This is a genomic window from Nostoc sp., assembly GCF_036917675.1.
GTDB lineage: Bacteria > Cyanobacteriota > Cyanobacteriia > Cyanobacteriales > Nostocaceae > Nostoc.
Map to the genome: position 1 here is coordinate 18,039 of NZ_JBALCT010000032.1, position 26,643 is coordinate 44,681.

The following is a 26,643-nucleotide window of genomic DNA, read 5'->3' on the forward strand; positions in this document are numbered from 1 at the left end:
TACCCCTGAATGAATTTCGCCAGACATCTCAAACGCAATCTAAAAAAGGATTCTGGGCGTTTTAACGAATGGTAGTCTATCAAGTCTGCCTTGTTATGCTGCGATCGCAGCGCAAGGGATTTTCTTAAACAGGTTCTATCGCATGGCAATTTCCGTCTAGCTCTAAAAGCTGTAGCTTTTACAACAATTGGGTTTCCGGCTTTCGATTAATTTCATTCACGGGTATTGGATTTAAACTCTCTAATTATATCTAAAGTTGGTGTAGTTATAAATTAATATGATAGTTATATCTATTTTATCTCTTTAAAGCTATAAGAAAGCCTTATGAAGGTATACATCAGTTTTTGGTATATTAATACCAATTCTCTATGAATATGCATAGAATAAAGCCTCATGAAATAGAGCTTCAAGAATGAAATCATAACAGGTCAAAGAGGAGATTAACTCCGAAGACATTTGAGCTAACTCATGTTGAACCCGTTGAGGCAATTCTTGTAAGTTTGAGAAATTTTCACCCTTAAACTGACGTTTAATAAACTGCCATAATCTTTCAATCGGGTTGAGTTGAGGACTATGAGATGGTTGAAAGATTGGGATGAGATTTTCAGGCCAAGATAGTGCTAAAGCTTGATGGACAGATGCTTGATCCATTTGCATTATTGCCATATCATCACCCAATTCAAGAGAAAGGGCATCAAGGAATTTCTGAAAATTCTTACTATCGAGATGAGAATATTCCTGACAAAAATGCCATCCTGCCAATGGTTCAACCACCCCATACAGCCAGAATGCCAATCTTTGCCACTGTACGCTGACTATGGGTTTGACTTGCGCGTGCTGTAATCACTCGCCCAGTTTCTGTTTTCAACCCTAGTCTGGTTTCATCCTGACACAAGTAACGCAGTCGATTGCCTTTGCCAAAAAGGTTTTGCAGAGTCAGTAAGGCTAGAGGAATGTTTTTTTAAACAAACTCACCGCTTGTTCATCCTGATCTTTACTGACAGGTCTAGGTACTTTGAGTGTCGCCTTGAGTTGATAGTGTACTAAGCGATAGACCGTCTTATATTTGACTTGCAGATGGAATGCCTGCTCTAACCACTCCACAATTTGGCCATAGCTACTAAAACCCTCTGAACATTCCAATCTTGCTACCAGCTTTTTGAGGATTTCTCCTTGAATTTTAGGTGTCGCTCCTGGCGCAGGTTTGACTTCTAAAAGTTCTTTTAGTCCCCCTTGTCGATATCTTTGTAACCATCTTGTTACTGTTGAACCGTCTCTACTTAGCCTTTGACTTAATTCCTTGTGCTGTGTCACCTGCCCTGTTTTCATCCACCACAGCATTTGTAAACGTTCTTTTTCAAAGCCGGTGCGAGCTTTCTTGAGACTTTTGGATAAATACTCTGCACTCTCGCTTATGTATAAGTTGAAACACCTTCCCATTGTTTGCTTCTACTGTTTAATCTTCCATGTTCTCTATTCTACATTTCTATGCAGCCTCATATAGAATTGGTATAAATTACAAACTATTTTTTATTGATTCATCATTTTTCAATCCCAATAGTCCTTTTAGTCGGAACCATATTTTTCGTAATTTCCAAAATTTACTGCTCTCCATTGCGATGATTTCCTGTTGAGAAAGTTCTAATTCTACCTGAGTTGATTGTAACTGAAATTGCGAGCGCTCTAATTCAGCTTGAGTTTGTTGTAGTTGAGATTGGTATTGCTCTAATTCTGTCTGAGTTTGCTGCATCTGAGATTGGTATTGCTCTAATTCTGTCTGAGTTTGCTGCATCTGAGATTGGGATTGCTCTAATTCTGTCTGAGTTTGCTGCATCTGAGATTGGGATTGCTCTAATTCTGTTTGAGTTTGCTGGAATTGTGATTGCGAACGCTTTAGTTCTGTTTGAGTTTGCTGGAATTCTGATTGCAAACGCTTTAATTCTGTTTGAGTTTGCTGGAATTGTGATTGCGAACGCTTTAGTTCTGTTTGAGTTTGCTGGAATTCTGATTGCAAACGCTTTAGTTCTGTTTGAGTTTGCTGGAATTGTGATTGCGAACGCTCTAGTTCTGTTTGAGTTTGTTCAAGCTGCAAATACAAATTTTCTTTATTAATAAAACCGTATACATCATATTTACCTGTAATTGCTATTAAATTAACAAAATCAAAAGCGTATTTTTGTAGAATTTTTTCAAAGGTGTTATTTTTACTATCAAGTAGCTCATAAAGCTTATCTATTCCAAAACTTTGGTATGTAGGTAGACTAACTTTAATTGCTAGCAGAGCAACTTGCAGGTAAATTGATTCTTCACTATCCTGATTGTGGTTTACATCTAATGCTGCCTCGGGAAATATTTTATAAAAGTTCTTGCGTACTTCCGGCGAGCAATAATTATTTAAAATTTGCTTACACTCTATCTGATGACGAATTCTTGTTTCTGGTCTATTACCGCTAGCATTAGCCTCATTCTTACGGATACGAAATTTGATCAATTCCTCTGGAATTACATAAATATTATACTTCATGCAAAGCCTGATCCAGAAGTCAAAATCAGGTAACTGAGCAAATCTCTCATCATATTGCCCTACATCAGTGTAGCATTTTCTACGAACTAATACGCTAGGATGACATAAGCAGTTCCCTTTAAAGAAAAAATGATTTAACCATTCAAAACGATTGCGGTTTGGTTGGATAAAAATTTGTTTATAAAAGTGATTTTCTTGCTTAAAATCATTTCCATCATCATCAATAATATGAGCATAACTAAAAACAGCACCTACATCTGGATTGGCTTCCAAATAGCTAACTTGTTTCGCCAACTTGTCGTGAGTAAAAATATCATCGGAGCTTAACATTGCAATTAATTCGCCTCTTGCTTCTTTGATGCAATTGTTAGCAGCAACAGCAGCACCCCGATTTTTAGGAAAGCAAAAAAGTCTAATTCTGGGATCATTAAATTCTTTAATAATTTTTATAGTATTATCAGAGGAATAATCATCTGTAATCACTATTTCAAAATCTTGATAACTTTGATTTAACACACTGTGTATAGTTTCTGATATATATTTTTCATGATTATAAGATGGAATAATTACCGATACTTTTGGCACAGATTACTAGCCTCTAATTTCAATCATTATTTGACAAATTTTTTCAACATCATCAACGCCTAAGCTACCATATAAAGGTAATGATAAAACCTGTTTAGCTACTTGATTAGCAACTGGCAGGTTAATGCTACTCGATGATGGCAGGTACTTATAACATGGGTAGTCGCTACAAAGTGGATAAAAGTATTTGCGAGTGAAGACATTATATTGCTGAAATTGATTATGTACATAGTCTCTATCGCACCCAAAAAGTTCCCAATCAATCCTAATTACAAAATACTGGTAGCTGCTGGTAACATCAGGAATTTCTGTCAAAAGACTAATACCTGAAACATTTTCTAGACATTTGTGATATGTCTCGACTAGTAGCTTGCGCTGACATCTCTCCTCCTCTATATACTCCAATAAAACTAGACCCAGAGCTGCCTGAATTTCGTTCATTTTACCGTTAATTCCTGGCATTATTACTTCTTCAGCATTTTTGATACCGAAGTTTTTTAACAGTTCTACTCTCGCTTTCAAGTTGTAATCCTTAAAAAGTAGAGCGCCTCCCTCAGCTGTATGAAATAGCTTTGTAGCATGAAAGCTCATCATCGACAAGTCGCCAAAATTACCAATACCTACACCATGAATTTCCACCCCAAAGGCGTGTGCGGCATCGTAAACTACTTTTAAGCCATATTTATCAGCTATTTCCTGAATTTTGACCACATCGCAGGGAGTACCATAGACATGAACCCCTAGAATTCCTGTTGTTTGGGGGGTAATCATTGACTCAATCTTATTGGCATCGATATTCATCGTTTCTGGATCAATATCACAGAATATCGGCTTAATATTGTTCCAAGTCAAGACGTGAGGAGTCGCAGGGAAAGTAAAAGGAGTAGTAATGACTTCGCCAGAAAGACGTAGGCTTTGACAGCCAACTACAAGTGCAATTGTGCCATTATTAAATAATGATAAATAAGGTATTTTAAGAAACTGTTCTAATTTTTTTTCAAGTTCTAGATGTTGTTTCCCATTATTTGTCAGCCATTGACTTTGCCAAATTTCTTGAAGTTTTTGATTAAATTTATCTAAATCTGGTAGTAGGGGCCGAGTAACATATATAGGTTCTTGAAAAGGAGATATCATTCTTTTACAACTTCTTCTGGTTCTAGTGTTAGTCTAATAAAAATTTTATTATTGTCGTCATCTATAAAATAGGCATTTTGATAATCACCATGTGTCAAAGCACGAAGTAAATCTATAATTTCTCTGCCAGAATATACTTTTTCTAATTCTATTTGTCTCATTTTTTGAAAATCATTTTTCTTATTTATATTTCCTTCTTCTTTTATAATATAAGTTTGGTAATCATTGCAAAGTATTTTTTCTATTACTTCAGAGAAGAGGTGTAACTCAGTTTCTAAGATCCGCTTGTAGAGAGTATCTGAAGTATCATAAGAAAATATTTCTACCTGGCGCTGAATAATTATTGAGCCGTGGTCTATCTTTTGATCTATTTCATGAATAGTGGCACCACTGGATAATTTATTGATAATACTAAATATATGAGGATACCAACCTCTATTATATGGATTAAAGCCTGGATGTATATTTATACATTTAACTTTAGTAACTAACTCTGCTGGAAAAATTTGCTTGCAGTGTGCAGATATAATTAGATCAAATTTGTCAATTAAAGTTTTTATATCCTTTTTGACATCTATATGAGAAAATTTGAATTTCGGGATTAAAGGTAGTTCAATAAATGTTTGTGGAGAACAGGCATAACTAAAGTCAGTATATTGAGTTAGATCCTTTTTGTCTATAATGTTTGAGAGTTTTTCTAGTAAGTAATTATTATCTCCCAAAATTAAAATGTTTTTATAAAATAAATTCATGATACCGCCTCAATAATTTAGATTGTTTTCCAAGTTGGGGTAATTTAATGTTTGCAATTAGATTAAAAAATATAAATATTTTTATATATACAAATTGAGTTTTGAATATTTTATACTTCCTATCTTTTTTAATGAACACTAATATGTAAGACTACTTCATAGATTCTACTATTAATTTAGAATCTTTCCTTGTTTCTAAATTTTGAAGATTGGGGTTTTTACTATCCCTAAAGCTAACTCTTTTTGTTTGCCTAAATTCAGCCTGAATTAATCTTCTTTTTAGTTCCTCAAAGTTGTAAAGCCATTTGTGTCCCCAATAATGAAACATTGCATTCATCATCTCAGCTTTTGTCTCTATATGTGAGTATCCATATCTTTCTATCCAATCCTGTTTTTTCCATTGAAACCAATACTTGATGGCTAAATAATCTAAATCTGGAGTTGCAATTCTTATTACTCCTCCTGGTTTAAGAATCCTATACATTTCTTTAAGAAAATCCACTCCTTCTTCTGCCGTCAGGTGTTCTATAAAATGTTCATTATAAATTAAATCTACAGTATTATTTTCATAGGGAAGTGGTTGACGTAAATCATGTTTTAAGTCTGCTTTAGATGATTCAAAATCTATATTTATCCAATCTTTAATATATACTTCACCACATCCGATGTGTAATCTCAGCATTTGATCTCACCTTACCTTTTAGGACTTCAATATTTTTACAGAGTTATCCCAATGAACACTTCCATATAAAGGAGATATGTTTCTGGGTGCTACACTAAACTGAACAGCTAGTGGTACAAAATCACAGAAATCAACTACAGCAATTTCAAATTGAATAGGAATTGATAATACACAGGAAACGTTATAGATACCTTGTATCAAGGTAGCTTTAAACTTCCAATCAATAATATATCTTTCTCCTTGCTTAACAGACTTGAGTGTTTTCTCTTCAATTTCACTATCAGAATACACTATATCAGCACCATTCTTATCTCTAATGTGATAACCAAATACTAGCTCTTCAATATCTTCATAAATTTCAATATGCATTCTTAAAATTAAATTTTGTGCATAATCAAGGTTAGATATTTTTTTACCTTCATCATTGAGAATCTGCACGTTGATAAAACTTGCTTTACCATTTTGTATTCTTTGAAAAGCTGCTCTTTTTAAGAAATCTAAGTTATTAATTAAAGAATTTTTCTCACTTTCAAGTAATAATTCTGAATCAATTAAATCATTCTTGAGTTTATCTTGCTTTAAAATAACTTGCTCACTTTCAACCTTCATAGAAAAATACTTTTCTACTACTTGCTTCGCTGAACCGGAAGTTATTAGCTCTCCATGACTCAATAAAATGGCTTGACGACAAAGACTTTTAACAGCGCCAACATCATGGCTTACAAACAGCACTGTCACACCAACATCCATCATCTGCTTCATCCGCGTCATGCACTTTGCCTGAAAGAACATATCTCCTACAGACAATGCCTCGTCCACAATTAGAATATCTGGATCGACATGAATTGCTGAAGCAAAAGCCAGCCGGACATACATTCCACTAGAATAGCTCTTAACTGGTTGTTCAATAAAATCTCCAATATCAGCAAAAGCGGCAACTTTATCAAAGCGCTCATCCACATCCTGGCGAGAAAGCCCCATGATTGCTCCATTCATATACACATTTTCTCGCCCGGTAAATTCTGGATTAAAGCCAGCACCTAACTCTAGCAGTGCTGCAACTCTTCCATTGACTTGTACTTCTCCACTTGTCGGCGTTAAAGTACCACAAATCATCTGTAGAAGCGTAGACTTACCTGCACCATTGCGCCCAATAATGCCCATAGTCTCGGCTTTGTTCACGTCGAAAGAGACATCCCGCAGCGCCCAAAACTCTTGAGCGTAACTTTTTGCTGGCAGTAAAATTTCTTTTAGTCTGTCTACAGGACGAGCATAACGTTTAAAGCACTTTGAGACATTTTTTAAGGAAATTGCAAGTTCTTCACCCATGTCTTTGCGTTTTCTCCTCAATACTCTTAAACCATGAGCAAACTACTTTAGGGAAACTTTTCCCAGTAATAGCTGCCATTTTGCGAAAATCTTTGACTACACAAAAGTCAATGGGATCACATTGACAAGCAAAAATTACCACTTCTAGCTTAAAGTATCAAGCAGTATGGTACTAAAACACAAAAAACTCTATTGTTTTTTCTAACTTTGCTCTTGTCTGTTTTTGTACTAGATTCAGTTAGTTGCCGAAATTTGTGGCAATAAGTTAGCTACATTATTTATCATATTAATGCTAAAAAGTCAAAAGCGATCGCCCTAATCAGCAATTGCTTTTGACTATATACATCACAACCCAGAGTAGCCTTGGTGAAAGTAGTTAAGTAGTAATTGCATTCAGTGTGTAACGAGTGTTACTGCTAAAACCCTGAATGCGGATATAGTAAGTACCAGGACTTAAGCTAGCGTTTGATATTGAATCTGTGTTAGTGCCAGTTTGCGTTGATGATCTGATAATACTGCCATTGGAATTAAGTAGATATAAATCTGCATCTGCCGTCAATTGAGATAGTGATGTAGTGAACGAAAGATTCTCATTCACAATAAACTTATAGTAGTCATTTGTATCACTACCGCCTACAGTATCTCGGATAACACCGGATGACTTAGGTGCATCGAATCCAGTCAAAGGAAGAGCACTACTGAGGGTATTGCCAGCGTCTACAATGGAACTACAATTTACTCCTAAATTGTAATTAGAAGATGCGCCATTCACGCCTGGATAGACTCGGATGTAGTATGTACCAGGGTTTAAGGCAAAGTAAGTAACTCCATCAGCAGTATCATTACGACTTGTAGAACTCAGGAGCGAACTACCATTAGCATCGAGTAGCGACAAGTCTAAATCTGCGTTCACATTGTTAAGTGTTGCACCAATACTGCTAACATTAGTTAGGGTAAAACGGTAATAATCATTAGTGTCACTACCATCGATAGAGCCATTAAAGAAAGTGGCGTTATCATCTTGATTACCAAGGTTGAGAGCAGTATTTAATGAGTTACCTGGATCTGGTGTACCAGACCGCCCATCATTGAACGCCCCAGAAACCACCCAATGCTGATAAAGTTGACGGTTAGTTGTTAAGCCTGCGTTTGCCAAGTCTGAATAGGTATTGCGGTAATAATTTACATCAAAAGCCGGAGTTAGTTTCCGTCCTTCATTCAGTCCAAATGTTTCTAAATGCCCAAAAGCCCGATAGCGATCGCCTCCAAAAGCTTGATTGATATCGCTGTTATTAACTAAATAGTAGTTTATATCCACAAAGGGTGAAAAACTACGTCCCTCTCTGACACCAGAAATTACTAGATGCTCCAGTGCTTTAGCGCGATTATCCCCAAAGGATTGTTTCAAATCGGGATTCACCGCCAAATAATAGTCATTTAAGTCATAAATAAATGGTGAAAATTCACGTCCCTCGTTGACACCTAAGCCTCGTGCATGTTCATATGCTCGTTCCCGATTACCGCCAAAGGCTTGATTCACATCGGAGTTAACAGCCAAGTAAAAGTTGACATCGAAAAACTGAGAAAATTGGCGTCCTTCTGCTACACCAAATTTTCCTAAATGCTCGTAAGCTTGACGGTTGTTAAAAGAAGCCAAATCACTGTTGCTGGAGCGATAGAAGTTAAGGTCGGTAAAGGCACTAAAAGCTCGTCCTTCATCTATACCAAAGTTTTGAAAGTGTGAAAGCAACTGTCCATCTGTCGTCAAGCCTGCTCTAGCTAAGTCGGCGTTAGCAGTACGGTAGAAACCGGCATCAAATAAGTTAACAGCCATAAATTACTTGCGGGTTAGAGACGAGTTGGCACTACACTACACCCATTCCTGCTGTCTTAAACTTACAAAGATAAAACCAGGAGCAGGTATTGCGTGCTACTCAGCATAATCTCAACTAATTAAAACTAGCAAGCAAGTTATACCAAAAAGATACATAATTTTACGTATTAAATTTTTCTTGTTATTCAAATTTTCCTTCTTATTCAAGGATAATCCTGACAACCAATAAAGTAAATTACAACTTGCCGTGTGCTTAATCTTTTCCGATTAAGTCACAATACATCTGCAAAAGCCGGACGCAGGCGTCGATAACACCATAATCCACCGCAAAAAAACGTTAGCGCAATTAGTGAAGCAACTCCCAACTCACCCCAATGCTTCACCTCTCCTACTAAAACTATGTCACGATAAACTTCTACGATCGCTGTCATCGGATTTAACCAAAATACCCATCCCCGCCATTCCTCTGGAATTGCTGAGGCTGGATAAATAATCGGTGTCAAATACATCCAAATATTCAAAATTACTATCAATGTCTGGGGTATATCTCGCAAAAATACTGTCACACCAGCCGTTAAATAACCTAATCCTGCTGTCATCAATAATTGTGGTATCCACACCAACGGCAATAATGCCAAGGTAGTGTGTAGAGTCTGAGAACTGATCGCCACAAAAAAAATCAATGCTATTAAACCAAAGGAACTTTCAATAAAAGTTGATAAAATTGGCACTAGTGGTAACAATCCTAGAGGAAACACCACTTTCTTGACTAAATTTGGCTGTACGATTACAGAACTAGCAGCCTGATTCAAACCACCACTAAAAGCAATCCAAGGCACTAATCCCGCAAATAGCCACAAACCAAAGGTGAAGTTATTTTCTGGTAAGGCTTTGATGCTCAACTTCACTTTTAACACAATCGAAAACACATAAGTGTAAATCAGTAATTGTGATAGCTGATTTAGCAAAGGCCACAAATTGCCTAAAACAGAACCCTTATACCGCGCTTCTAAATCCCGCCTAACCAAAGTTCTCAGCAAGTCAAACTTTGCCCAAAACCGTTCACTTATCGGCAGAATACGCCTTACATTCACTAATTTACGTACAATTTTTGGATTTTTTGTCACAATTATTGCTTCCTAGTTCACTACTTACACACCAAATTTTTCTCTATAAAGCTTTATAGCCATAAAAGTACCCTTGTGTTCTTTAAAGAATACATCATAACTAAAAAATAGTACTTAAATTGTCTTGGCGATTATACAATAAATCGGCTATTACTAAGTGTATTTTTAGTACAAATATAAACTTTATCTGCAACGCCGCTTTTTTTTAAGGATGCGAGTTTTTGCTTAACTCAGGCTATCTGGATCAATTCCCTGCGATCGCAAATACTCTGCCAATCGCTCTGCCCGTTGATGTTCTTGTTCAGCCCGTTGGCGCTCTTGTTCTGCTTGTTCTTTTCGCGTCGGCACCCAACCCCCTGCATTATACCAACGCAACCACAAACCTGTTGTCTGCTGATAATAACCTTGCCAAAGACCCAATCCTAGTTTTAACTCTTCCAGCCAGAAGCGGTTCTCTGATAAAGATATTGCCTCGTAGCGAGTGCCTATGAGTTGAAAAGCACGCAAATGATTTTCATAGCGATCATAAATAACGTAGTAAGTAACCCGCAAAATGCGTTCATATATTTCCCACTTTGTTGGGGGTCGGTTTACTTCCGGCAGTGTTTTTCCTAAGTCTTCTTGTTCTGTACCTGGTGAAAGTAATTCAACTACTAAAAATTGATCAATCCCTTCTTGCCAAATAACGTAACTTAAGCGTAAGTCTTGCTGTTGGCTAGTGCTAGGTACTCCTAAAACCATATACCAATCAGGACGTTTGTACCACGAAGTATGGCGGGGGTCGTAGTAAAGATTTAAATCACTAGCAAGTAAAATTTCCTCAGATGGATAAGTCAGAGGTTGACAAGTCTCACCGAGCAAATCCGCCTGAATACAATGAAATTCATCTGGCAAACCTGATTCCCCTATTAATTCACTGGGTAAATCATACATCGTCGGCATGGTTTCTTGTGGCGATCGCGGTGGATCTGTTTGATACATGACTACTACCTTTATTGCTTAACTCAAGCTATCTGGATTAATTCCTAACGATCGCAAATGTTCTGCCAATAGATGCGATCGCAGCCGTTCTTGTTCCAACTGCAATTCTGCCTCTGATGCCTGTTGCTGCGCTTCTGATGCCTGTTGCTGTGCCTCTGATGCTTGTCGCTGGGCTTCTGATGCCACCTGTTGCGCTGCTATTGCAGCTTCCTCTGGTGTTGGAACTAAATCACCATCGGGTGTAAAGTAGCGTAATTTACCTCCTTCTACGCCTAAATAGAGCCTAAGCACATCGCTCCAACGCCATCCCCGCGCATTCGGTGTAATTTCCTGATACTTGTTGCCTACCAATTCAAAACCCGCAAATTCCAAATTCTCCGGCGAAAACCAAAAATATTCTGGTGTGTGAAATCGATTTTCATAAAGATTTTTCTTCAAATTCCGGTCAATATCAGCCGTACTTTCAGAAAGTAATTCAATAATCAAATCTGGATAACGACCATCTTCTTCCCAGACTACCCAGGAACTGCGCGATCGCTTTTCGGTGTCTTTGACCAAAAAAAAGTCTGGCCCTCGAAAATCTCGATTTCGCAACTGCTGACGGCTAAAATAAATTGTTAGATTCGCACCTATAAAGAAATCATTACGGTCACGCCACAGCCACTCAAGGGAGGTTACCAGCAGCAGTAGCTGCATATAGTGCAATGAAGTTTCCATCTCCGGCTCATCACTTAACAACCGAGTTGCATCGGGCATCTGCTGTTCTAGCTGTTGCGCTGTAACAAACATCATGGTTGTACCTGTTTGATTGTTGATTTAATTTTAAGCTTTTTGTCATTTGTTATTTGTCATTTGTCATTTGTTATTAGGGATTGGAAAAAATTTATTTCCCAGTCCCCAGTCCCCAGTCCCCATTACCCCTTATCCCCAGAGAGGACCCCACCTTCCCCACTCCCCACTCCCCTAATTTGTGAGACCTGAGTCACGGATTCCGCTACACTGAGACGAAGGTTTATTGCATTGTAATCAGGCATGGAAATCGGACAAAAGGTTAAAGTCTTTCGTTTGCGCGATCGCGTTTCTCCCCCAATTGTGAAAAAACTCGGACAAGTGGGTATCATCCAAGGCTACAAAGTCATTGATGCTGGGATCGGTGTAGTGGTGTTGTTTGACGACAATTCTTCCAGTTGGTTTTTTGAAGATGAAATCAAACCTGTGTAGTAGTAAAGAACTCAGATCAGGTTTTTCTTGGCATCTGAAGTTGAAAGCACAGTCCCAGAGTCTTTGTTGAATGTTAAGTTGGAGTTGAAAAGCTCGGCGGTGAAAATAGGAATCAAGTCATGGCTCTAATATTGACATTTTTGGGCAAAGGCGCCACCGCTCGTACCAAAATTGCGATCGCCGCCGCCAAATTATTGGCAAGTCAAGGCAAGCGCGTACTTCTAGCTGGACAAGCAGAACCAACGTTGGCAATTCTGCTGGGTACTCCCATTGCTGCCGATCCCCAGGAAATCGCTCCCAATCTGCAAGCAGTCCAGTTTCAAGCATCTGTACTACTAGAACGGAACTGGGACCAAGCGAAGAAACTTGAGGCGCAATATCTCCGCACACCCATTTTCAAAGACGTTTTTGGTCAAGAACTGGTAGTATTACCAGGCATGGACACCGCCCTAGCCCTGAATGCTATCCGCGAATATGATGCCAGTGGCAAATATGATGCGATCGTCTACGATGGCACGGGTGACTCTTTAACGTTGCGAATGTTGGGTTTGCCAGAATCTCTCAGTTGGTATGTTCGGCGATTTCGGCAATTGTTTGTCAACTCCGACTTGGGGAAGACGATTACGGAATCGCCCTTGATTCAACCACTGATTAGCAGCTTTTTCAATGTCAACTGGACAGCAGATAACTTTGCAGGGCCGACTAACCAAGTCAATAATTTCTTAGAAAAGGGGAGAGCCGCTCTTGCTGATCCCAAGCGTCTCGCTGCTTTTTTAGTGACCACAGGAGATCCCATTGAGGTAGCAAATGCTCGTTATTTGTGGGGTAGCGCTCAACAAATCGGTTTAACTGTCGGTGGTGTTCTGCTTGTGTCTACTCAGACCAATGTCAACCTTTCAGAGGAATTTATCCCCCTACCTGTGAGCGTCGTTCCCGACTCGCCCACAGGTGAGTGGCAACCACTGATAGACGCCCTACCCAACTTTGAAGCACAAGCGTTACAGGCTCCCAAACCAATTGAGATAGACATCCACAATCGTCAAGTACGCTTATTCTTGCCAGGATTTGACAAAAAGCAAGTCAAGCTCACCCAATATGGGCCAGAAGTCACGGTAGAAGCAGGAGATCAGCGACGCAATATTCCCTTACCCCCGGCTTTGAGTGGCAGACCCGTTGCTGGAGCAAAGTTTCAGAATAATTATTTGATAATTTCGTTTTAAGTTATGGGAATGGGGAGTGGGGAATAGGGAATAGAGAATAGGGAAGAAACTTAATCACCAATGCCCAATGCCCAATTCCCAATGCCCAATGCCCAATTCCCAATGCCTTATTAATCAGTAAACCTTATGTCAGAATCAACTCCCATTACCCCAGACCCCAACCTATCTGAGGCGCTAGACTCAGTGGTAAATAATCCCAACGAGCAAGCTATCGCTCCGCCCGCCGCAGGCATCGCATCTGCCGATCGCAGTGCGAAAACTAGGCAACTTTTGGGGATGAAAGGTGCAGCTGCTGGGGAAACTTCAATTTGGAAAATTCGTTTGCAGCTAATGAAGCCGATTACCTGGATTCCCCTAATTTGGGGCGTAGTCTGTGGTGCGGCTTCTTCTGGTAACTATACTTGGACACTGGAAAATGTGTTGAAGGTAGCAACCTGTATGTTACTGGCTGGGCCATTGATGACAGGTTACACCCAAATCCTCAATGATTACTACGATCGCGAAATCGATGCGATCAATGAACCCTATCGCCCCATCCCCTCTGGGGCAATTTCCCTACCCCAGGTAATTATTCAGATTTGGGTATTACTGATTGCTGGGATTAGTTTAGCATTTGTGCTAGATGTGTGGTCGGGTCATGAATTTCCGACAATTACAGCGATCGCAATCATCGGTTCTTTTATCGCCTACATTTATTCTGCACCTCCCCTGAAACTCAAGCAAAATGGCTGGTTAGGTAGTTACGCCTTGGGTGCAAGCTATATCACCCTACCTTGGTCTACAGGACACGCTTTGTTTGGTGATCTCAATTCCACAATTGTGATTTTGACAATGTTCTACAGCTTGGCTGGATTGGGTATTGCCATTGTCAATGATTTTAAGAGTGTGGAAGGCGATCGTCAGCTAGGATTACAGTCACTACCCGTAATGTTTGGCATCACCACTGCGGCTTGGATTTGTGTAGTGACAATTGATGTCTTTCAAGGATTGATTGCAGCTTATCTCGTCAGCATCCATGAGAATTTGTATGCAGCAATACTAGTACTGTTAATCATCCCCCAAATCACCTTGCAAGATATGTATTTCCTGCGCGACCCCGTGAAGAATGATGTTAAGTACCAAGCCAGCGCCCAACCGTTCCTTGTTCTGGGAATGCTGGTAACAGGTTTAGCGCTTGGTCATGCTGGCGTTTAACTAATACTTCTTAGGAATTAGGAGTTAAAATACTAGGACTTACGCAAAATTCTCTCAAAAACCTGATTTGTCGTAGCGGTAATTCATGAATTACCGCTACTTCTGAACTTTTTTGCGTAAGAGGATATTTTAAAAGTGGTTGGCTGTAATTTTAGGCACTTATTGATCCCCCCAACCCCCCTTAAAAAGGTGGGCAAAGTCTCTAAAAGTCCCCCAATTTATCGGGGGGCCACTGCGGTCTTGGGGTCTCCCCAAGTGGAGCAAGTGGCGTGGATTTAGGGGGATATAAAACGTTTTGCTACCGACCAGAGGACTTTTAAAACATCCTCTAAGTCCTGGATACTTCTAACTCCTAATTTGTATTAAGACATACCGTGTTTAAACTGCTATCTTTCCTGATTCATGCAATTCAACCTTTCTTAATCCCGATTTGCTTCGTCGTTGCTTGGACTGTAATTATTCTCGTTGTTTTGAGTCTTTGGGCGGCGGCGCGAGATAGTTTAACTACAGCCAAGCAAATGCATCAAATCCCCTGTACTGGTTGCCAATTTTTTACCGACAATTACCGTCTTAAATGTACTGTACGCCCATCTATTGCCAACACAGAAGAAGCGATCAATTGTTCTGATTATCAACCGAAGACGAATCCTTATTTGTATTAGGGAGTGGGGAGTGGATGAATTACATACCCATTTACTTCACTATTCATGAAGTTGCCTTGGAGAAGTACTAACGGGACTTAAACATTTTTGAGGGATAAACAAGCCTAAAACCCTTACAGGGTAAGGGTAATACACCAAATACTCAAAAATGGCCCAAACCCAGATATATCAACAAACTAAGCAAAACGATGTCAAAGTCTTTCTGTATATAGATTTGAGGCTCTTTTCTGGGTGTTTTTTGTCTAAGTCTCACTAACGCACGAACTCTGTATGTATCGATAGGCATAATCTTGACTAATGCGTTCTTGCTCTAAGCGTTTATTGTGAATAGATAAATAGGAATATAAAGCTTGTTCTTGAGGAGTCAGATAAAGTAAGTTTTCGGCAGTTGATTCTGCAACAGTAACAGCAAATTCTTTGAAAGTTTCAAACGTTTTTACATCCATCATTATGGAAATAGTTTGAGGAAAATAAGAGCGGAGTTGAGAGAGGATCTTAAATCCATCTATATCCAAATCACCCCAGTAGAAGATAGGACAATATGCCAACCAGGTTACAGATTTTAATATTTGAATAGCATATCCACTACCAAATAGCGCAAAGCTGTTTTCTAGAGCAGGTAGGGTTAGAAAATTCATCAAGTTTTCAGCAATCAAGATGCGATGCGCCTTAAAATTAAGCTGTCTAAACTCTGAAACAGGGGTACTTATGTCAGAAAGCGGAAAGTCATACTTAGCTATTAATGCTTGATCTAAAATTCTTAATCGGATGAGAGGCTCACGATACCTGAGAGAAAATCGCTTTTCAAAAGTATATTCTTTCTCCCTTTCTACTGACGAAAGCAGTTCAGTAGGTAGGATAGCTTCTAAAAGATTGCCGAGTATACCTTTATTCTGTTCGATAAATTTAGTGTGAATCTGAATAGGCAATTCTCGAATATAAAGATGAGGTTTGGGATTAGATTGAAAGTATCGACAAACCTTTAGTAAATCACTCCAGCGATCGCTATATTCAATCACTTTTATAGGGTTTTGATCAAGCCAGCAATTCAGTTCAGGAACTTCTGAACGAATTAATTCTATATCTGTCTTAAATTTTAAGAATTCTTTCTCTTTTTTTAGCAGTTTTAAGTAGTCTTGTTCTGTGTCTACACTAATGCATCGAGGCGAAGACTGCTGTCCAAGCTTATGAAGATTACGAGTCTCCAATTCCAGTGTGTAGCCATAGCCTAAACTTTGTTTGGACTTGCTGATTAACTCATTAACAACTTCTCGTAAAGCGAGATAACCTTTAGGGCGAGAACCAATTGGGAACTTGTCGTAGGGAAAAAATTTATCTCCTCTAATAACAGAACTTAGAAAGAAGGGATAAAGTCGTTCAGCTTTATGGATGATTTCAGAAGGAGTAATCATAACTATTTCAGGTTGTCAATGGTCTTTTTACCTTTTCTCGAACTTCTTGTATATTAGTCCCCGAAACAATACTAGAATAGCTACTCTCGGAATTGTTATATATGAAATGGAAACTAGAGATATAACGTTCAACTACATGAATTTTGTCTAGAGGAGTAACTACTAATAACTGTAAATTTAAGTTCTTAAATAATTCCATCGCATAACGAGCATTTTTATCATCTGATTTACTAAATGCTTCATCAATGACAACAAAACGGAAAGATTTATTTTTTGCAATGTCTTGATTTAAGCCAAACTGATAAGCGATCGCTGATGCCAAAATAGTGTATGCTAATTTAACTTTCTGCCCACCAGATTTACCAGATGAGTCGGTGTGATGTTCTTTTTCGATATTGTCTGAACGATACCGTTCAATCACTGAAAAATCTAGCCAATTTCGGACATCTGTTACTAAGTTTGTCCAACGCTGCTCCTGTGATTGGAACCTTTCAATGAGACAAGTTTGAATATTGTGAAAACGTTGCTCGTTGTCTTCAGCAGTTTGGTGAGCAACATCACCCAAGCAAATGTTTAAATCTTGCTTAAAATCTCGAATTTCCCGATTACGGCTTGGTTAATAACACAACTCAATGTAAGTAGAATCTGTATAATCAACTTGTCGTAAAGATTTATTTAGCTCATCAATATTTTCCTGTATTTCTTCTTCTTGTTTCTCCAATTGCCCCTTAAATCCTACAATTGCTTCAATAACTTTCCCAGTCATCAAACGCTTAAACCGTTCTTCGTGACGAGGTAAATCATCATGCTCAATTTGAGTCTTTAGCTTAAGATATTCGCCTAAAAAATCAAGCGTTGTTGCCAGTTCTACTGTTATTTCAGGAAACGCATTCTTAAAGTTGAGCATTCGTATAGTTAAGGCGCTACGGGAGTCATCCTGTTGTCGCTCTCTTTTGCGAAGTTCTTGCTCAAGGTCTTTTTGCAAGTCTGACTCATCTTGAGCGATCGCTTCGAGTGTCATCGTGTACTGCCTAAGTTTTACCGCCATACGCGTCGCAAATTCATCAATGTCTGAAGCAGCAACAGATTGAAGTTTAATTTGACATTTGTTTTGCTCATTTTTGGCTTGACGTTGCTGATTTTCAAAAGTCTGAATTTCTCGAATCAAGGCTTCGCGCCGTTGTTCGACTTGGGCTATTTCTTCCTGGGTTGACTGAAGTTGCGCTTTTAACTGCTTAAGATAGTCGGAACTGGCTTCTAGCTGCTGCTTTTGTTTTTGTAGGTTCTGGCAATCAAGTTCAACCGATCGCCAATCAATTTCGCTGAAGTCGGTAAATCTCATGAAATTTTCCAGCGAGGATGTTTGCTGACGGCGCTTTTTAAGCTGACTATCTAGCGATTGAATTTCTTTCTCAATCTGAGTAAGTTGTTTATTAACCTGACTCAATTCAGTTTCTAGCGCGTTGATTTTGCTGGCATTATTCCAACCCAGAATGTACTGGCTGCGATCGCTAATCCGAAATCGGTCGTCTTTCTCGTGGCGTTCTTTGCCATGTTTCATCAGCCCAGTGCGAGTAATGGCGCGTATTTCATGCTGAAACTGTTCTTGATCGCAACAAACATAATTGAACTGGCGCACTAACTAATCGCGTAACCAATGAGAGAATCTGCCATTATCTTCCTTGATTTCTAACTTGTGGGGAACCTGACGGGGTTCGAGGCCGCGTTGTGTTGGATTGGGAGTTGAAGCAGTAACGCGATAGTAAACTAAACGTCCCTTCAAATCGGTCTGATTTACATAGGCATTGACTGCTTGATAGTGTGCTTCTGGAACAAGAACAGATAAACCAAACCCTCCGAGTAGTCGCTCAATCGCACCTTCCCATTCCTGTGCTTCTTTGCGGATTTGCAAGAGTTCTCCGACAAATGGCAGATCGGTATCATTTAAGTTTAAGTCACGGGCAAGGCGATCGCGGATATCTAGATTCCTTTTAGGAATCTGGCTCTTGCGACTGCGAAGTGATTCTAGCTCTTCGTTGAGTTTAGCCTGCTGTTTTTGCAAATCACTGCCAAGCAAAATTTGTTGATCTCGTTGTGCTTCTAATTTTTGTAACGCTGTATCAATTTTGCGCTTAAGTTCCTCTCCTTGGGTTCTATTAGCCAAGAAAGTGATGCTATCAGTGTACTGAGTAAGGTTCAGGAGTTGGGCGAGGCGATCGTAGTCCTCTGCCTGACGGCGTTTGGTCTTAACCTCATTCTGGCATTGCTTGATTTCCCGCGTTAGTTCCTGTAAGCGTTGCCCATCACTATCTTTATCAATGGCGGAGTATAACTGTTTCTCTTGATCGCGCAGTTCTGATAAGCGGCGATCGCTTTCGGTTCGTTGATATCGCAACTGAGTTAAATCTTGTTCAATTTTTTGCAGTTCTTGAGTTAACAAATCAAATTTCTTACTAGCAAAGAAGGCAGGAGCAACGTCTTTAGATTCCTGATATTTTGCAACTTCCTTTTTCAGCTTTGTATATTTTTCTGCTTCTGCCGTTAGTGGCAAAAGTGCCTCTACTGTTTTCGTGCATTCTGAATTGCGGTATAAGAAATAGTTAAGTTATCATAACTTTCTTGCAACTCACGGATTTTTGTTTGCACATCCGCTTTCTCTAACATATGATTGCGAACAAAATCATTCAATCCACCAATCTCTTTAATACTGACTGTTTGATTGAATAAATCTAATGCTTTTTCAGATTCCAGACCAAAGCGTTTGCGAAACTGCTGACTATAGTCCACAAATTTCTCAAACGTTTCTGCGCCGAGCATTTTTAGTTGTTTCTTTAAGTCTGCAATCAGAGTAAATTGGGTGAAATGGGAGGCGATTGTTAACTCGGCATCCGCAACAACAAAGAACTTTCGCACCGAGCCATCTTCCATCCATAGCACCTGTGCCAGCGTCACATCTTGTTTGCTCAGGCGATCGCTAAAATAGGCAAGTAACACCGAAAGCTTTCCTTTGTCTCGTAGTAATTTGGGTTTTGAGCCATAGGATTCTTCCGCACGAGTACGACCGTAAGCTCCCCGAACATAGCTTTTTTCATCCCGCTCTTTTTTGCCACTCATGCTGGAAGCTTGGTTATAATTGCGGCGTTGATTTGCAACAAGTAATGTCAGCAATCCATCCACCAGCGTGGATTTTCCTGAGCCGTTTGCTCCAGTCAGCAAAGCAATATTTCCCTGCAAATCCAGTACTCAAGGGCGTTGGTCAAAGGTTCCCCAATTCAGCACTTCAAACCGTTGGAGGCAAAAGCCTGCCAGCGCTTTGTCATTTAAATCACCCATTTGTTCAATCGGCAGGACGATTTGCATAAGTCGCTAACTTTTGTTTCAGGAGTTCGAGGGTATCAGCATCAACTTTGGCTTTGAGGATGGGACGCACTTCGTAATTGTCATCTTGTCCAGACAGGCATTTTAGGAATCCTAATTCCATCGCCTGCTTCACCAGTCCATCCACCTCGCGCCGAAATCTTTCCTCATTATTCCCTTCCTGTAGGTAAGGTTGCAACAAATCTCGGATTTTTTCTATACTAAGAACCAATCTCCCTGTAGCGTCGCTAGCATCGAACTGTCGCAGTTGCTCACGCAGCAATACGCATAAAATGGTGACATTAAAGCTCAACTTATGGCGGGCGGTTAGACGGGGAAGGGGTTCAGTCTGGTCTTCCGGGTCAGGATCGGGTTGTTCCAGGTAGGCAAATCCTTCAGTTTCGTAATGTTGGACTTGCAGACCAATCTTGCCAAAATATTCTTTAATTGGAGTTAAATAACTTTGCAATCGCTCCCAATGTGAATCATCACTGTAAATAGCTCCCCGCAAAAGTTTGAGAATAACGTGTGCATAGGGTAGAGGCGGTTGGGGTTGCATTGTTTGGGCAGTCAGCGGTGAAAGATAACTTGTGGTAAGGTCAGATGGAGTTGCTTTTCTGGCTCCAGGCTGGTAATTATGATCAATTCAATTGTACTGGTATTAATGGAATGACGATCGGATTGAGTGGCGATCGCTAGATACGCAACAATCTCTGGTAATCCCTGCGTGACTGGATAGAGTTGGAGCAGTTCTGTCAGCAATATTTCTGTTCGCTGTTCGAGTGTTCGTTCAATGCGTTGTACCAACGTCTCCTCATCCACATAAAACTGCTGATAAAGTGCAGTAATTTCCTCATCCAGCATCACTTCTGCTAAATCACTAAAATCCATTAAGAATGTCGGCATTTCTGACTCCTCCAGTGGATGCAAAGGACGTGCCATCACCAGATTTACGGTTGGTTCACCTTCTAATACCCAAAAGTCTGGCTCTGGTGGCGCAAGAGTTGCAACTTGTAAGGCAAGGCGTTGCACTTCGGTAATCAGTTCAGCTACACGTCGATTTTCCATAAGATTGCGTTCATCCAACATCTGACGTAGTTTTTCTGCCAGTCGATGATTGGATTGCACTATGTATTCTCCTCTATCAATCAAAATGCGCTCAATCCGACGCAGTAGCCCATACTCCTGAGTTAATGGCTGCAATTCTTCGAGAGTATAAATCTTTTGAATCAGAGATTTTAGTTCCTGTCGGTTGCTGGTTGACATGAGGAAATTCCAGAATGCATAGAAACTGCGCCCTTGCTCAGAATCTTTCAATTCCTGATCTGCATCCAGCACTCGACTGATTACTGTTCCTTTGCGAGTATCTTGCTGAAGTTGAGCTTCTTGTACGGTACGAGTTAAATTGCGAAATTTTTGCTCAACTGCACTAAAATCTGCGATTAACTGGGTGGTGACTTGGTTTGCCAGACGAAAACGTTGTTGCAGTTGTGTCGGGTTATAGGGATCAACCACTCCTGTCTGACGAATCTGGTCAATCTCTTGCTGAATGCGATCGCGATCTTGTTCCAGTTGAGTAATTCGTGTCTCGATGTCCGTAGTACTGCGATCGCGAATTTCCTTTAAGAGTGAGAAAATCTGCTTGAAGCGAGATTCAGTTCCCACAAACTCTTCTCGCTGCTTCAGGTCTTCTAACCACGCGATCGCTTTCTCAGCAGCCGGAGTTAGTGTAAATACTGGATCATCACTACTGTTAAACGTTTTCCTCAAAAGCTGGTCATCACACCATTGGCTGAGATATTGTTTAGGCGATCGAGGATCAAAATCTGGATAAACGTCTTGCAGAAACTCCAGATAGTTACCCAGTTTAGTTTCTAACTCTTCTTGAGTAATAGAAATGCGCTGAGTTACCTTAAACTGTTTGTAAAAAAAACTCAGAATTAGAGCAACGTTATCGTTGTGGGTTCGTAAAAGCTTCAGGGTGGGAGAGTTTTTTAATTCATACTTAATTTTTTCATATTCCATAGCAGGGACATTGTTAGTTAAATCCAAAGGACACATAATAATTTCAATTTGGGTTTCCCACACCCGCGCTGCTGAAACCGCGTCCCAATAAACATTCCATTCGGCGGAACCATCTTGTCCTGCTTCTAAACTTTTTTCCACATTACCACCAACATTCAATGCACCCCCCATCCAAACAATTTTGTGAATCTTCGCTTCAATTTCCGGTGCTTTGTCCAAAGCCAGTGCTACCGTAGTCAACGGCCCAGTTACCATCAACGTTACGGGGCTTGATACGTCACGTAACACCTGGATGATGAAATCTTGACCTGTTTCGGCAACTAGAGGCGTAGTGATGGTTTCGCTTTGATTGAGAATGGGGAGATGGTCAATGATAAACGAATCACGGCGATAGAGAGTAGGAAATGGATTGATACCACGCACAGTACTTTCTGCAACCGGGATATGAGAAAATCCCATCAAATCGATAATTTTACGTGTGGCGCTAACAGCCGGTTGGATATAGCAATCTGCTGGAGTCACCACAACACCAGGAGTTCAATATGATCCATTGTCAACAGCAGCATAGTTGCTAGATAATCATCTACACGACCATCGTGATCCATTAATACTAGTTGTTTTGTCATAAAAGGAGAATTAATATGAATGAGTTTATGGAAGCTGCAATTCAAGAAGCAAAACAAGGTAGACAAGAAGGTGGAATTCCCATTGGTTCGGTTCTCGTCAAGGATGGCAAAATTATCGGCAGAGGACACAATAAACGTGTGCAAGATGGCGATCCTGTCACTCATGCCGAAATTGATTGTCTCCGCAATGCTGGGAGAGTTGGCACCTACAAAGGTACAACACTCTATTCAACCTTAATGCCGTGTTATCTCTGCGCTGGGGCAGTGGTACAATTTGGGATCAAAAAAGTCATCGCTGGAGAATCCAAAACTTTTCCTGGTGCTAAAGAATTTATGGTATCTCACGGTGTAGAAGTAATTGATCTTAATCTTGACGAATGCGAACAAATGATGAGTGAGTTTATTGAAACTAACCCGGAACTTTGGAATGAAGATATTGGTAATTAGACGCGATTAATCGCCTCTGTACAGGAGTTTGGAGTAGCGCTGTTAAGGTGACTTTTGATCGGAGAATTATGGCAGGAGCGATCGCAATCTCAAAGCAACACACAATAACAGGTAAATGCTGGGTACAATGTTTGAACGATTTGTCAAACAAAGTCCGGTAAGTGTGATATTACGGGGGCTGATGGAAAGAGGCTACTGATCACTCCTAAGCCAGCAAAAGTGTGCTGTTATTATCAATCAGGTTAAGAGTTCCACTAGTAGCAATGCCTGGGTTAGGCTGCGCCAATGCACCATAAGTCTGAATGTAACGCCGCACTTCTAGGGGAAAGTCAGGGTAATCTAACACTGCATCCCCATCGGCAATAGTTGACCAGAAGTCTCGTAAACTAGGAGCTAATTCTTTTGCCTGTGATAATGGTAAGTTTAATGGAGATTGAGTTAGTAGCTTGATTAGGAAGGGGAAAGAGCGATCGCCCATCCACTGCCGTGATGACTGTTGCAAATTGGGAAACTCCGGCACTGACTCTACCCGATGAGATAAAATTTGCAACCATTCTTTACCTTGATTATCCCGATGAAACTCTAGCACCCGATAAGGGTGAGGATAACTAACTAAAGAACCAGTGGTAATATCATATACTCCATCTGAGTAAGCAATATCCTGAATGTGCAAATGCCCGGTAAACACAAGCTTGACTCCGTAGCGCCTCAGCAACTGCAAAAGTTCTGCTGAATTGGACAACATATAGCGATTTGCCAGTGGATGGCTCGATTGATTGGGCAAATGCTCCACCACATTGTGATGCACCATCACCAGAACTAATTCATCACCAGATGCCGCCAGCACCTCTTCTAACCACCGTAGCTGTTTGGTATCCAAACACCCCACTTGCTCACCCTGGTCATTAAAAGAGTTAGAATTCAGTCCAATCAGCTTAACTCCAGGTAATAACTGACGAATGTAGTAAATCTGCTGTGGATCGTCATAGCCAAACTTCGTGTAATAGTAGGGAAAATCCCTAAAAGCAATTGATTGCTGATCAGCCAACAGCACAGGAACGTCATGATTACCAGGAATAACATAGACGGGAAAAGGTAGCTGGGCTAAACATTGTTGCAACCAAGCGTGGTTCTCTGGTTCGCCGTGCTGGGTTAAATCTCCTGGCAACAACAAGAAATCTAAATCTAGTTGTGTTAAATGTTCTAGTACACTTTTAAATGCCGAGATACTGACTTCTACTAGATGAAACCGGCTGGGATGATCCCAGATTGTGTGGGGAAGTGCCAGGTGTAAGTCGCTGACTACCGCGAAGCGAAAATTGAGAGCCATTGATTTATGAAAATGTTAAAAGCAGGGGTTAAAATATAGCCTTTTCCCAAAAGTATAACCCTTACTCTCTCTCCCTGCTCAGGAGTGTGCTTACTTAATATTTGTATACATTACAGCAATTTTCAGGTATTTAGACCACAACTGAGCTTGTCTCAAAAACCTGATTTCTCGTAGCGGGAATTCATGAATTACCGCTACTTCAGAACTTTTTTACGTAAGTCCTGATTCTCTAAGCTCGACTTTATCCAAAATTAAGAACTTGGTTCTCTTGATACGGCAAAACCCTAGCTTTTTGGCAAAAACTTTTTCCATATCACTGATTATCAGTGATATGGAAAAAGTAAAACTACCGTCTCATAAAGCTTTCAGCGACAGCTTGAGCGTTGCCAAGAAATGGATAAAGTCGAGCTAAGGCATCATCTAAAAATAACTTGAACAATTTTAATTATGTACAATTGTGGAATATACATAGTGGGCGTTGTATCTATAGACGCGTAGCAGCTATTCTCCGATAACGCTAAAGGCAAACCCGCAGGGTACGAAATATGTTATTATGCATACTCCTCTGATCTGAAAACCGCTAGAAGCTTGATTAAAATCTAAATCCTAATACATTTACATCTAAATAGCTTGTTTTCAAATCTTTTATTACAACTTTTTTAGGGAATACACCTTTTGACATTAGGATTAGATATTTGATTTTTCTCCTTATGCCGCCAGCTGCTTTTTCTAGAGACGGCTACATTCAGGAGAATCCTAATGTCATTAGAGAAAAATGCTGTTGAGCAACCAGTGAATAAGTTGCTAGTGGCTCTGCCGTCCAGTGATTATGAGCGTCTTGTTCCCCACCTGAAGTTGGTTTCGCTTCCCATTCGGCAAGTCATTTACGAACCGGGAGAAGCGATTACACACGTATATTTTCCCCAACACGGAATGGTTTCTCTAGTCACTGCTATGAAAGATGGCTCGATGGTGGAGGTTGGGATAGTTAGTAATGAAGGTATAGTGGGTATCCCAGTAATTTTAGGAGGCAAGACAACAACCACAAAAGCGTTTGTGCAAGTTGCGGGCATTGCAATGCGGATGGATGCAGATGTACTTATAACCGAGTTCGATCGCGGCGGAGCGATTCAAAAGCTGCTGCTGCGCTATTTACAAGCTATATACTCTGAACTGGCGCAAGCTGCTGCTTGCAACCGTCTTCATACACTGGAGGAACGGCTGGCTCGCTGGCTACTGACAGTTTCTGACCGTTTGGAATCAGAAGATTTTCCACTTACGCAAGAATTTATCTCACAGATGCTGGGTGTACGACGCTCCGGTGTGACAGTAGCGGCTAGCACCCTGAGCCGAGCCGGAATGATTCGCTACCAGCGTGGTCATATTACCATCGTGAACCGAGAGGATTTAGAAGCAACTTCGTGCGAGTGTCATCAGGTCATACGAGGCGAATTTGCTCGGTTGCTAGGGAATCAGCCAAGGCGCGATCGCAGATGAATTATTTTAATACTTTATGTCCGAAACCGGACAGACGCTTGCTAGCTAGTTGCTTTAAGATTTGGTAAAGCATGCATCAAATGGAATTTACAAATACGTGCCTTTTAATGTAATTGCTACTCCAAGTGTTTGAGTTACAAGGCAGCGAGAATAATGTCAAATCAATCGATATCTTTTAAAGGTCTGCGATTGCTGGTTGTGGATGACGACCCTGATACGAGAACATTACTTACTTTCCTGTTTGAATTAGACGGAGCAGAGATAGTCACAGCCACTTCGGTAGGTGAGGCTCTAGAAATAATGTCATTTTTTAAACCAGATATCCTAATTAGTGACATTTATTTACCAGATGAAGACGGCTACTCACTGCTATTAAAGGCCAGAAGTCTGGAAGCAAATCGAGGGAGAAAGATTCCAGCTATTGCTCTGTCGGCATCTGCTTTGGACGAAGATCGTAATCGTGCATCAGAAGTAGGTTATGATATATACCAATCTAAGCCGATAGACTTAGATGAGTTAGCTTCTATGGTTGCTACTTTAGCTGGACTCGAACATACCTTTAAGATATTTGGATGCAACAAAGCAGAAGCCAGTAAGCAAGAAAGAAAACTTTAACTAAATTTTATCGAAGAAGAATTCAGAATACATCTGCCAGAATCCATTCTAGATTCTAGCGGATGGAGAATCGAGGTTTAAAACCCCCG

25 protein-coding genes and 1 pseudogene are annotated in these 26,643 nt (G+C 40.2%); 7 read left to right on the forward strand and 19 right to left on the reverse strand.

Annotated elements, in window-relative coordinates:
* Positions 1–366 precede the first annotated feature (366 nt).
* From V7K31_RS10980 to V7K31_RS11030, 11 genes are all read right to left on the reverse strand, one after another.
* A complete protein-coding gene (locus tag V7K31_RS10980) occupies positions 367–774 on the reverse strand; it encodes a transposase (RefSeq protein ID WP_335094337.1) in 408 nt (135 codons plus the stop codon).
* A gap of 171 nt (positions 775–945) precedes the next feature.
* Entirely contained in the window at positions 946–1,440 is a 495-nt protein-coding gene (locus V7K31_RS10985; RefSeq protein WP_335094339.1) for a helix-turn-helix domain-containing protein, read from the reverse strand.
* A 76-nt stretch (positions 1,441–1,516) separates the two neighbouring features.
* The gene (locus V7K31_RS10990; RefSeq protein ID WP_335094341.1) at positions 1,517–3,109 is read right to left on the reverse strand and encodes a glycosyltransferase family 2 protein; all 1,593 of its coding nucleotides are present in this window, start codon (positions 3,107–3,109) and stop codon (positions 1,517–1,519) included.
* A 6-nt stretch (positions 3,110–3,115) separates the two neighbouring features.
* Entirely contained in the window at positions 3,116–4,243 is a 1,128-nt protein-coding gene (locus V7K31_RS10995) for a DegT/DnrJ/EryC1/StrS family aminotransferase (RefSeq protein WP_335094343.1), read from the reverse strand.
* On the reverse strand, positions 4,240–4,995 hold the full coding sequence (locus V7K31_RS11000) for a dTDP-4-amino-4,6-dideoxyglucose formyltransferase (RefSeq protein ID WP_335094345.1): 756 nt from the start codon (positions 4,993–4,995) through the stop codon (positions 4,240–4,242). Before V7K31_RS11000 ends, V7K31_RS10995 begins: the two co-directional genes overlap by 4 nt.
* A 151-nt stretch (positions 4,996–5,146) precedes the next feature.
* Entirely contained in the window at positions 5,147–5,677 is a 531-nt protein-coding gene (locus V7K31_RS11005) for a class I SAM-dependent methyltransferase (RefSeq protein ID WP_335094347.1), read from the reverse strand.
* Positions 5,678–5,695: 18 nt separating this feature from the next.
* Entirely contained in the window at positions 5,696–7,006 is a 1,311-nt protein-coding gene (locus V7K31_RS11010) for an ABC transporter ATP-binding protein (RefSeq protein ID WP_335094348.1), read from the reverse strand.
* Between the two features lie 376 nt (positions 7,007–7,382).
* The gene (locus V7K31_RS11015; RefSeq protein ID WP_335094350.1) at positions 7,383–8,840 is read right to left on the reverse strand and encodes a PPC domain-containing protein; all 1,458 of its coding nucleotides are present in this window, start codon (positions 8,838–8,840) and stop codon (positions 7,383–7,385) included.
* Positions 8,841–9,112: 272 nt separating this feature from the next.
* A complete protein-coding gene (locus V7K31_RS11020) occupies positions 9,113–9,967 on the reverse strand; it encodes an ABC transporter permease (protein ID WP_335094352.1) in 855 nt (284 codons plus the stop codon).
* Positions 9,968–10,192: 225 nt separating this feature from the next.
* Entirely contained in the window at positions 10,193–10,948 is a 756-nt protein-coding gene (locus V7K31_RS11025) for a Uma2 family endonuclease (RefSeq protein ID WP_335094353.1), read from the reverse strand.
* An 18-nt stretch (positions 10,949–10,966) separates the two neighbouring features.
* A complete protein-coding gene (locus V7K31_RS11030; protein WP_335094388.1) occupies positions 10,967–11,737 on the reverse strand; it encodes a Uma2 family endonuclease in 771 nt (256 codons plus the stop codon).
* Positions 11,738–11,980: 243 nt separating this feature from the next.
* Between V7K31_RS11030 and petP the strand changes: the two genes are divergently transcribed.
* The 4 genes from petP (at position 11,981) to V7K31_RS11050 (ending at position 15,245) form a co-directional block, all read left to right on the forward strand.
* Complete coding sequence (gene petP / locus V7K31_RS11035; RefSeq protein ID WP_335094355.1) at positions 11,981–12,169, forward strand: cytochrome b6f subunit PetP; 189 nt, start codon at positions 11,981–11,983, stop codon at positions 12,167–12,169.
* Between the two features lie 119 nt (positions 12,170–12,288).
* Positions 12,289–13,389, forward strand: a complete 1,101-nt coding sequence (locus tag V7K31_RS11040) for a Get3/ArsA fold putative tail anchor-mediating ATPase NosAFP (RefSeq protein ID WP_335094356.1) — start codon at positions 12,289–12,291, stop codon at positions 13,387–13,389.
* A 126-nt stretch (positions 13,390–13,515) separates the two neighbouring features.
* The gene (chlG, locus tag V7K31_RS11045) at positions 13,516–14,583 is read left to right on the forward strand and encodes a chlorophyll synthase ChlG (protein WP_334831862.1); all 1,068 of its coding nucleotides are present in this window, start codon (positions 13,516–13,518) and stop codon (positions 14,581–14,583) included.
* Between the two features lie 374 nt (positions 14,584–14,957).
* Entirely contained in the window at positions 14,958–15,245 is a 288-nt protein-coding gene (locus tag V7K31_RS11050) for a hypothetical protein (RefSeq protein WP_335094357.1), read from the forward strand.
* Positions 15,246–15,487: 242 nt separating this feature from the next.
* Here V7K31_RS11050 and V7K31_RS11055 read toward each other — a convergent pair whose 3' ends face one another.
* The 7 genes and pseudogenes from V7K31_RS11055 to V7K31_RS11085 form a co-directional block, all read right to left on the reverse strand.
* Entirely contained in the window at positions 15,488–16,657 is a 1,170-nt protein-coding gene (locus V7K31_RS11055; protein ID WP_335094358.1) for a Wadjet anti-phage system protein JetD domain-containing protein, read from the reverse strand.
* 7 nt (positions 16,658–16,664) lie between these two features.
* The gene (locus tag V7K31_RS11060) at positions 16,665–17,222 is read right to left on the reverse strand and encodes an SbcC/MukB-like Walker B domain-containing protein (RefSeq protein WP_335094359.1); all 558 of its coding nucleotides are present in this window, start codon (positions 17,220–17,222) and stop codon (positions 16,665–16,667) included.
* A 51-nt stretch (positions 17,223–17,273) separates the two neighbouring features.
* Positions 17,274–18,296: a hypothetical protein gene (locus tag V7K31_RS11065; RefSeq protein ID WP_335094361.1), complete on the reverse strand. Its 1,023-nt coding sequence runs from the start codon at positions 18,294–18,296 to the stop codon at positions 17,274–17,276.
* A 3-nt stretch (positions 18,297–18,299) separates the two neighbouring features.
* Entirely contained in the window at positions 18,300–19,208 is a 909-nt protein-coding gene (locus tag V7K31_RS11070; RefSeq protein WP_335094362.1) for a hypothetical protein, read from the reverse strand.
* Positions 19,209–19,216: 8 nt separating this feature from the next.
* Positions 19,217–19,891, reverse strand: a complete 675-nt coding sequence (locus V7K31_RS11075) for an ATP-binding protein (RefSeq protein ID WP_335094363.1) — start codon at positions 19,889–19,891, stop codon at positions 19,217–19,219.
* 103 nt (positions 19,892–19,994) lie between these two features.
* Complete coding sequence (locus V7K31_RS11080) at positions 19,995–20,573, reverse strand: DUF4194 domain-containing protein (RefSeq protein ID WP_335094364.1); 579 nt, start codon at positions 20,571–20,573, stop codon at positions 19,995–19,997.
* A gap of 11 nt (positions 20,574–20,584) precedes the next feature.
* Positions 20,585–22,665, reverse strand: a pseudogene (locus tag V7K31_RS11085) (DUF3375 family protein).
* 15 nt (positions 22,666–22,680) lie between these two features.
* Between V7K31_RS11085 and V7K31_RS11090 the strand changes: the two are divergent.
* On the forward strand, positions 22,681–23,112 hold the full coding sequence (locus V7K31_RS11090; protein WP_335094365.1) for a nucleoside deaminase: 432 nt from the start codon (positions 22,681–22,683) through the stop codon (positions 23,110–23,112).
* A 205-nt stretch (positions 23,113–23,317) separates the two neighbouring features.
* Here the strand turns inward: V7K31_RS11090 and V7K31_RS11095 are convergent, their stop codons facing one another.
* Positions 23,318–24,442, reverse strand: coding sequence for a metallophosphoesterase family protein (locus V7K31_RS11095; RefSeq protein ID WP_335094367.1), 1,125 nt, complete (start codon positions 24,440–24,442; stop codon positions 23,318–23,320).
* A 759-nt stretch (positions 24,443–25,201) separates the two neighbouring features.
* On the opposite strand from V7K31_RS11095, the gene V7K31_RS11100 reads away from it, so the two are divergent.
* Entirely contained in the window at positions 25,202–25,939 is a 738-nt protein-coding gene (locus tag V7K31_RS11100) for a Crp/Fnr family transcriptional regulator (protein ID WP_335094368.1), read from the forward strand.
* A 153-nt stretch (positions 25,940–26,092) separates the two neighbouring features.
* Complete coding sequence (locus V7K31_RS11105) at positions 26,093–26,554, forward strand: response regulator (protein ID WP_335094369.1); 462 nt, start codon at positions 26,093–26,095, stop codon at positions 26,552–26,554.
* Positions 26,555–26,643: the final 89 nt, after the last annotated feature.

Excerpts from the sequence above, each read along its gene's own strand:
- V7K31_RS11090 (WP_335094365.1), top strand. The coding sequence starts at position 22,681 with ATGAATGAGTTTATGGAAGCTGCAATTCAAGAAGCAAAACAAGGTAGA.
- chlG (WP_334831862.1), top strand. The coding sequence starts at position 13,516 with ATGTCAGAATCAACTCCCATTACCCCAGACCCCAACCTATCTGAGGCG.
- V7K31_RS11025 (WP_335094353.1), bottom strand. The coding sequence starts at position 10,948 with ATGTATCAAACAGATCCACCGCGATCGCCACAAGAAACCATGCCGACG.
- V7K31_RS10985 (WP_335094339.1), bottom strand. The coding sequence starts at position 1,440 with ATGGGAAGGTGTTTCAACTTATACATAAGCGAGAGTGCAGAGTATTTA.
- V7K31_RS11030 (WP_335094388.1), bottom strand. The coding sequence starts at position 11,737 with ATGTTTGTTACAGCGCAACAGCTAGAACAGCAGATGCCCGATGCAACT.
- V7K31_RS11040 (WP_335094356.1), top strand. The coding sequence starts at position 12,289 with ATGGCTCTAATATTGACATTTTTGGGCAAAGGCGCCACCGCTCGTACC.
- petP (WP_335094355.1), top strand. The coding sequence starts at position 11,981 with ATGGAAATCGGACAAAAGGTTAAAGTCTTTCGTTTGCGCGATCGCGTT.
- V7K31_RS11010 (WP_335094348.1), bottom strand. The coding sequence starts at position 7,006 with ATGGGTGAAGAACTTGCAATTTCCTTAAAAAATGTCTCAAAGTGCTTT.
- V7K31_RS11095 (WP_335094367.1), bottom strand. The coding sequence starts at position 24,442 with ATGGCTCTCAATTTTCGCTTCGCGGTAGTCAGCGACTTACACCTGGCA.
- V7K31_RS11005 (WP_335094347.1), bottom strand. The coding sequence starts at position 5,677 with ATGCTGAGATTACACATCGGATGTGGTGAAGTATATATTAAAGATTGG.
- V7K31_RS11105 (WP_335094369.1), top strand. The coding sequence starts at position 26,093 with ATGTCAAATCAATCGATATCTTTTAAAGGTCTGCGATTGCTGGTTGTG.
- V7K31_RS11080 (WP_335094364.1), bottom strand. The coding sequence starts at position 20,573 with ATGCAACCCCAACCGCCTCTACCCTATGCACACGTTATTCTCAAACTT.
- V7K31_RS11000 (WP_335094345.1), bottom strand. The coding sequence starts at position 4,995 with ATGAATTTATTTTATAAAAACATTTTAATTTTGGGAGATAATAATTAC.
- V7K31_RS11015 (WP_335094350.1), bottom strand. The coding sequence starts at position 8,840 with ATGGCTGTTAACTTATTTGATGCCGGTTTCTACCGTACTGCTAACGCC.
- V7K31_RS10995 (WP_335094343.1), bottom strand. The coding sequence starts at position 4,243 with ATGATATCTCCTTTTCAAGAACCTATATATGTTACTCGGCCCCTACTA.
- V7K31_RS11100 (WP_335094368.1), top strand. The coding sequence starts at position 25,202 with ATGTCATTAGAGAAAAATGCTGTTGAGCAACCAGTGAATAAGTTGCTA.
- V7K31_RS11055 (WP_335094358.1), bottom strand. The coding sequence starts at position 16,657 with ATGATTACTCCTTCTGAAATCATCCATAAAGCTGAACGACTTTATCCC.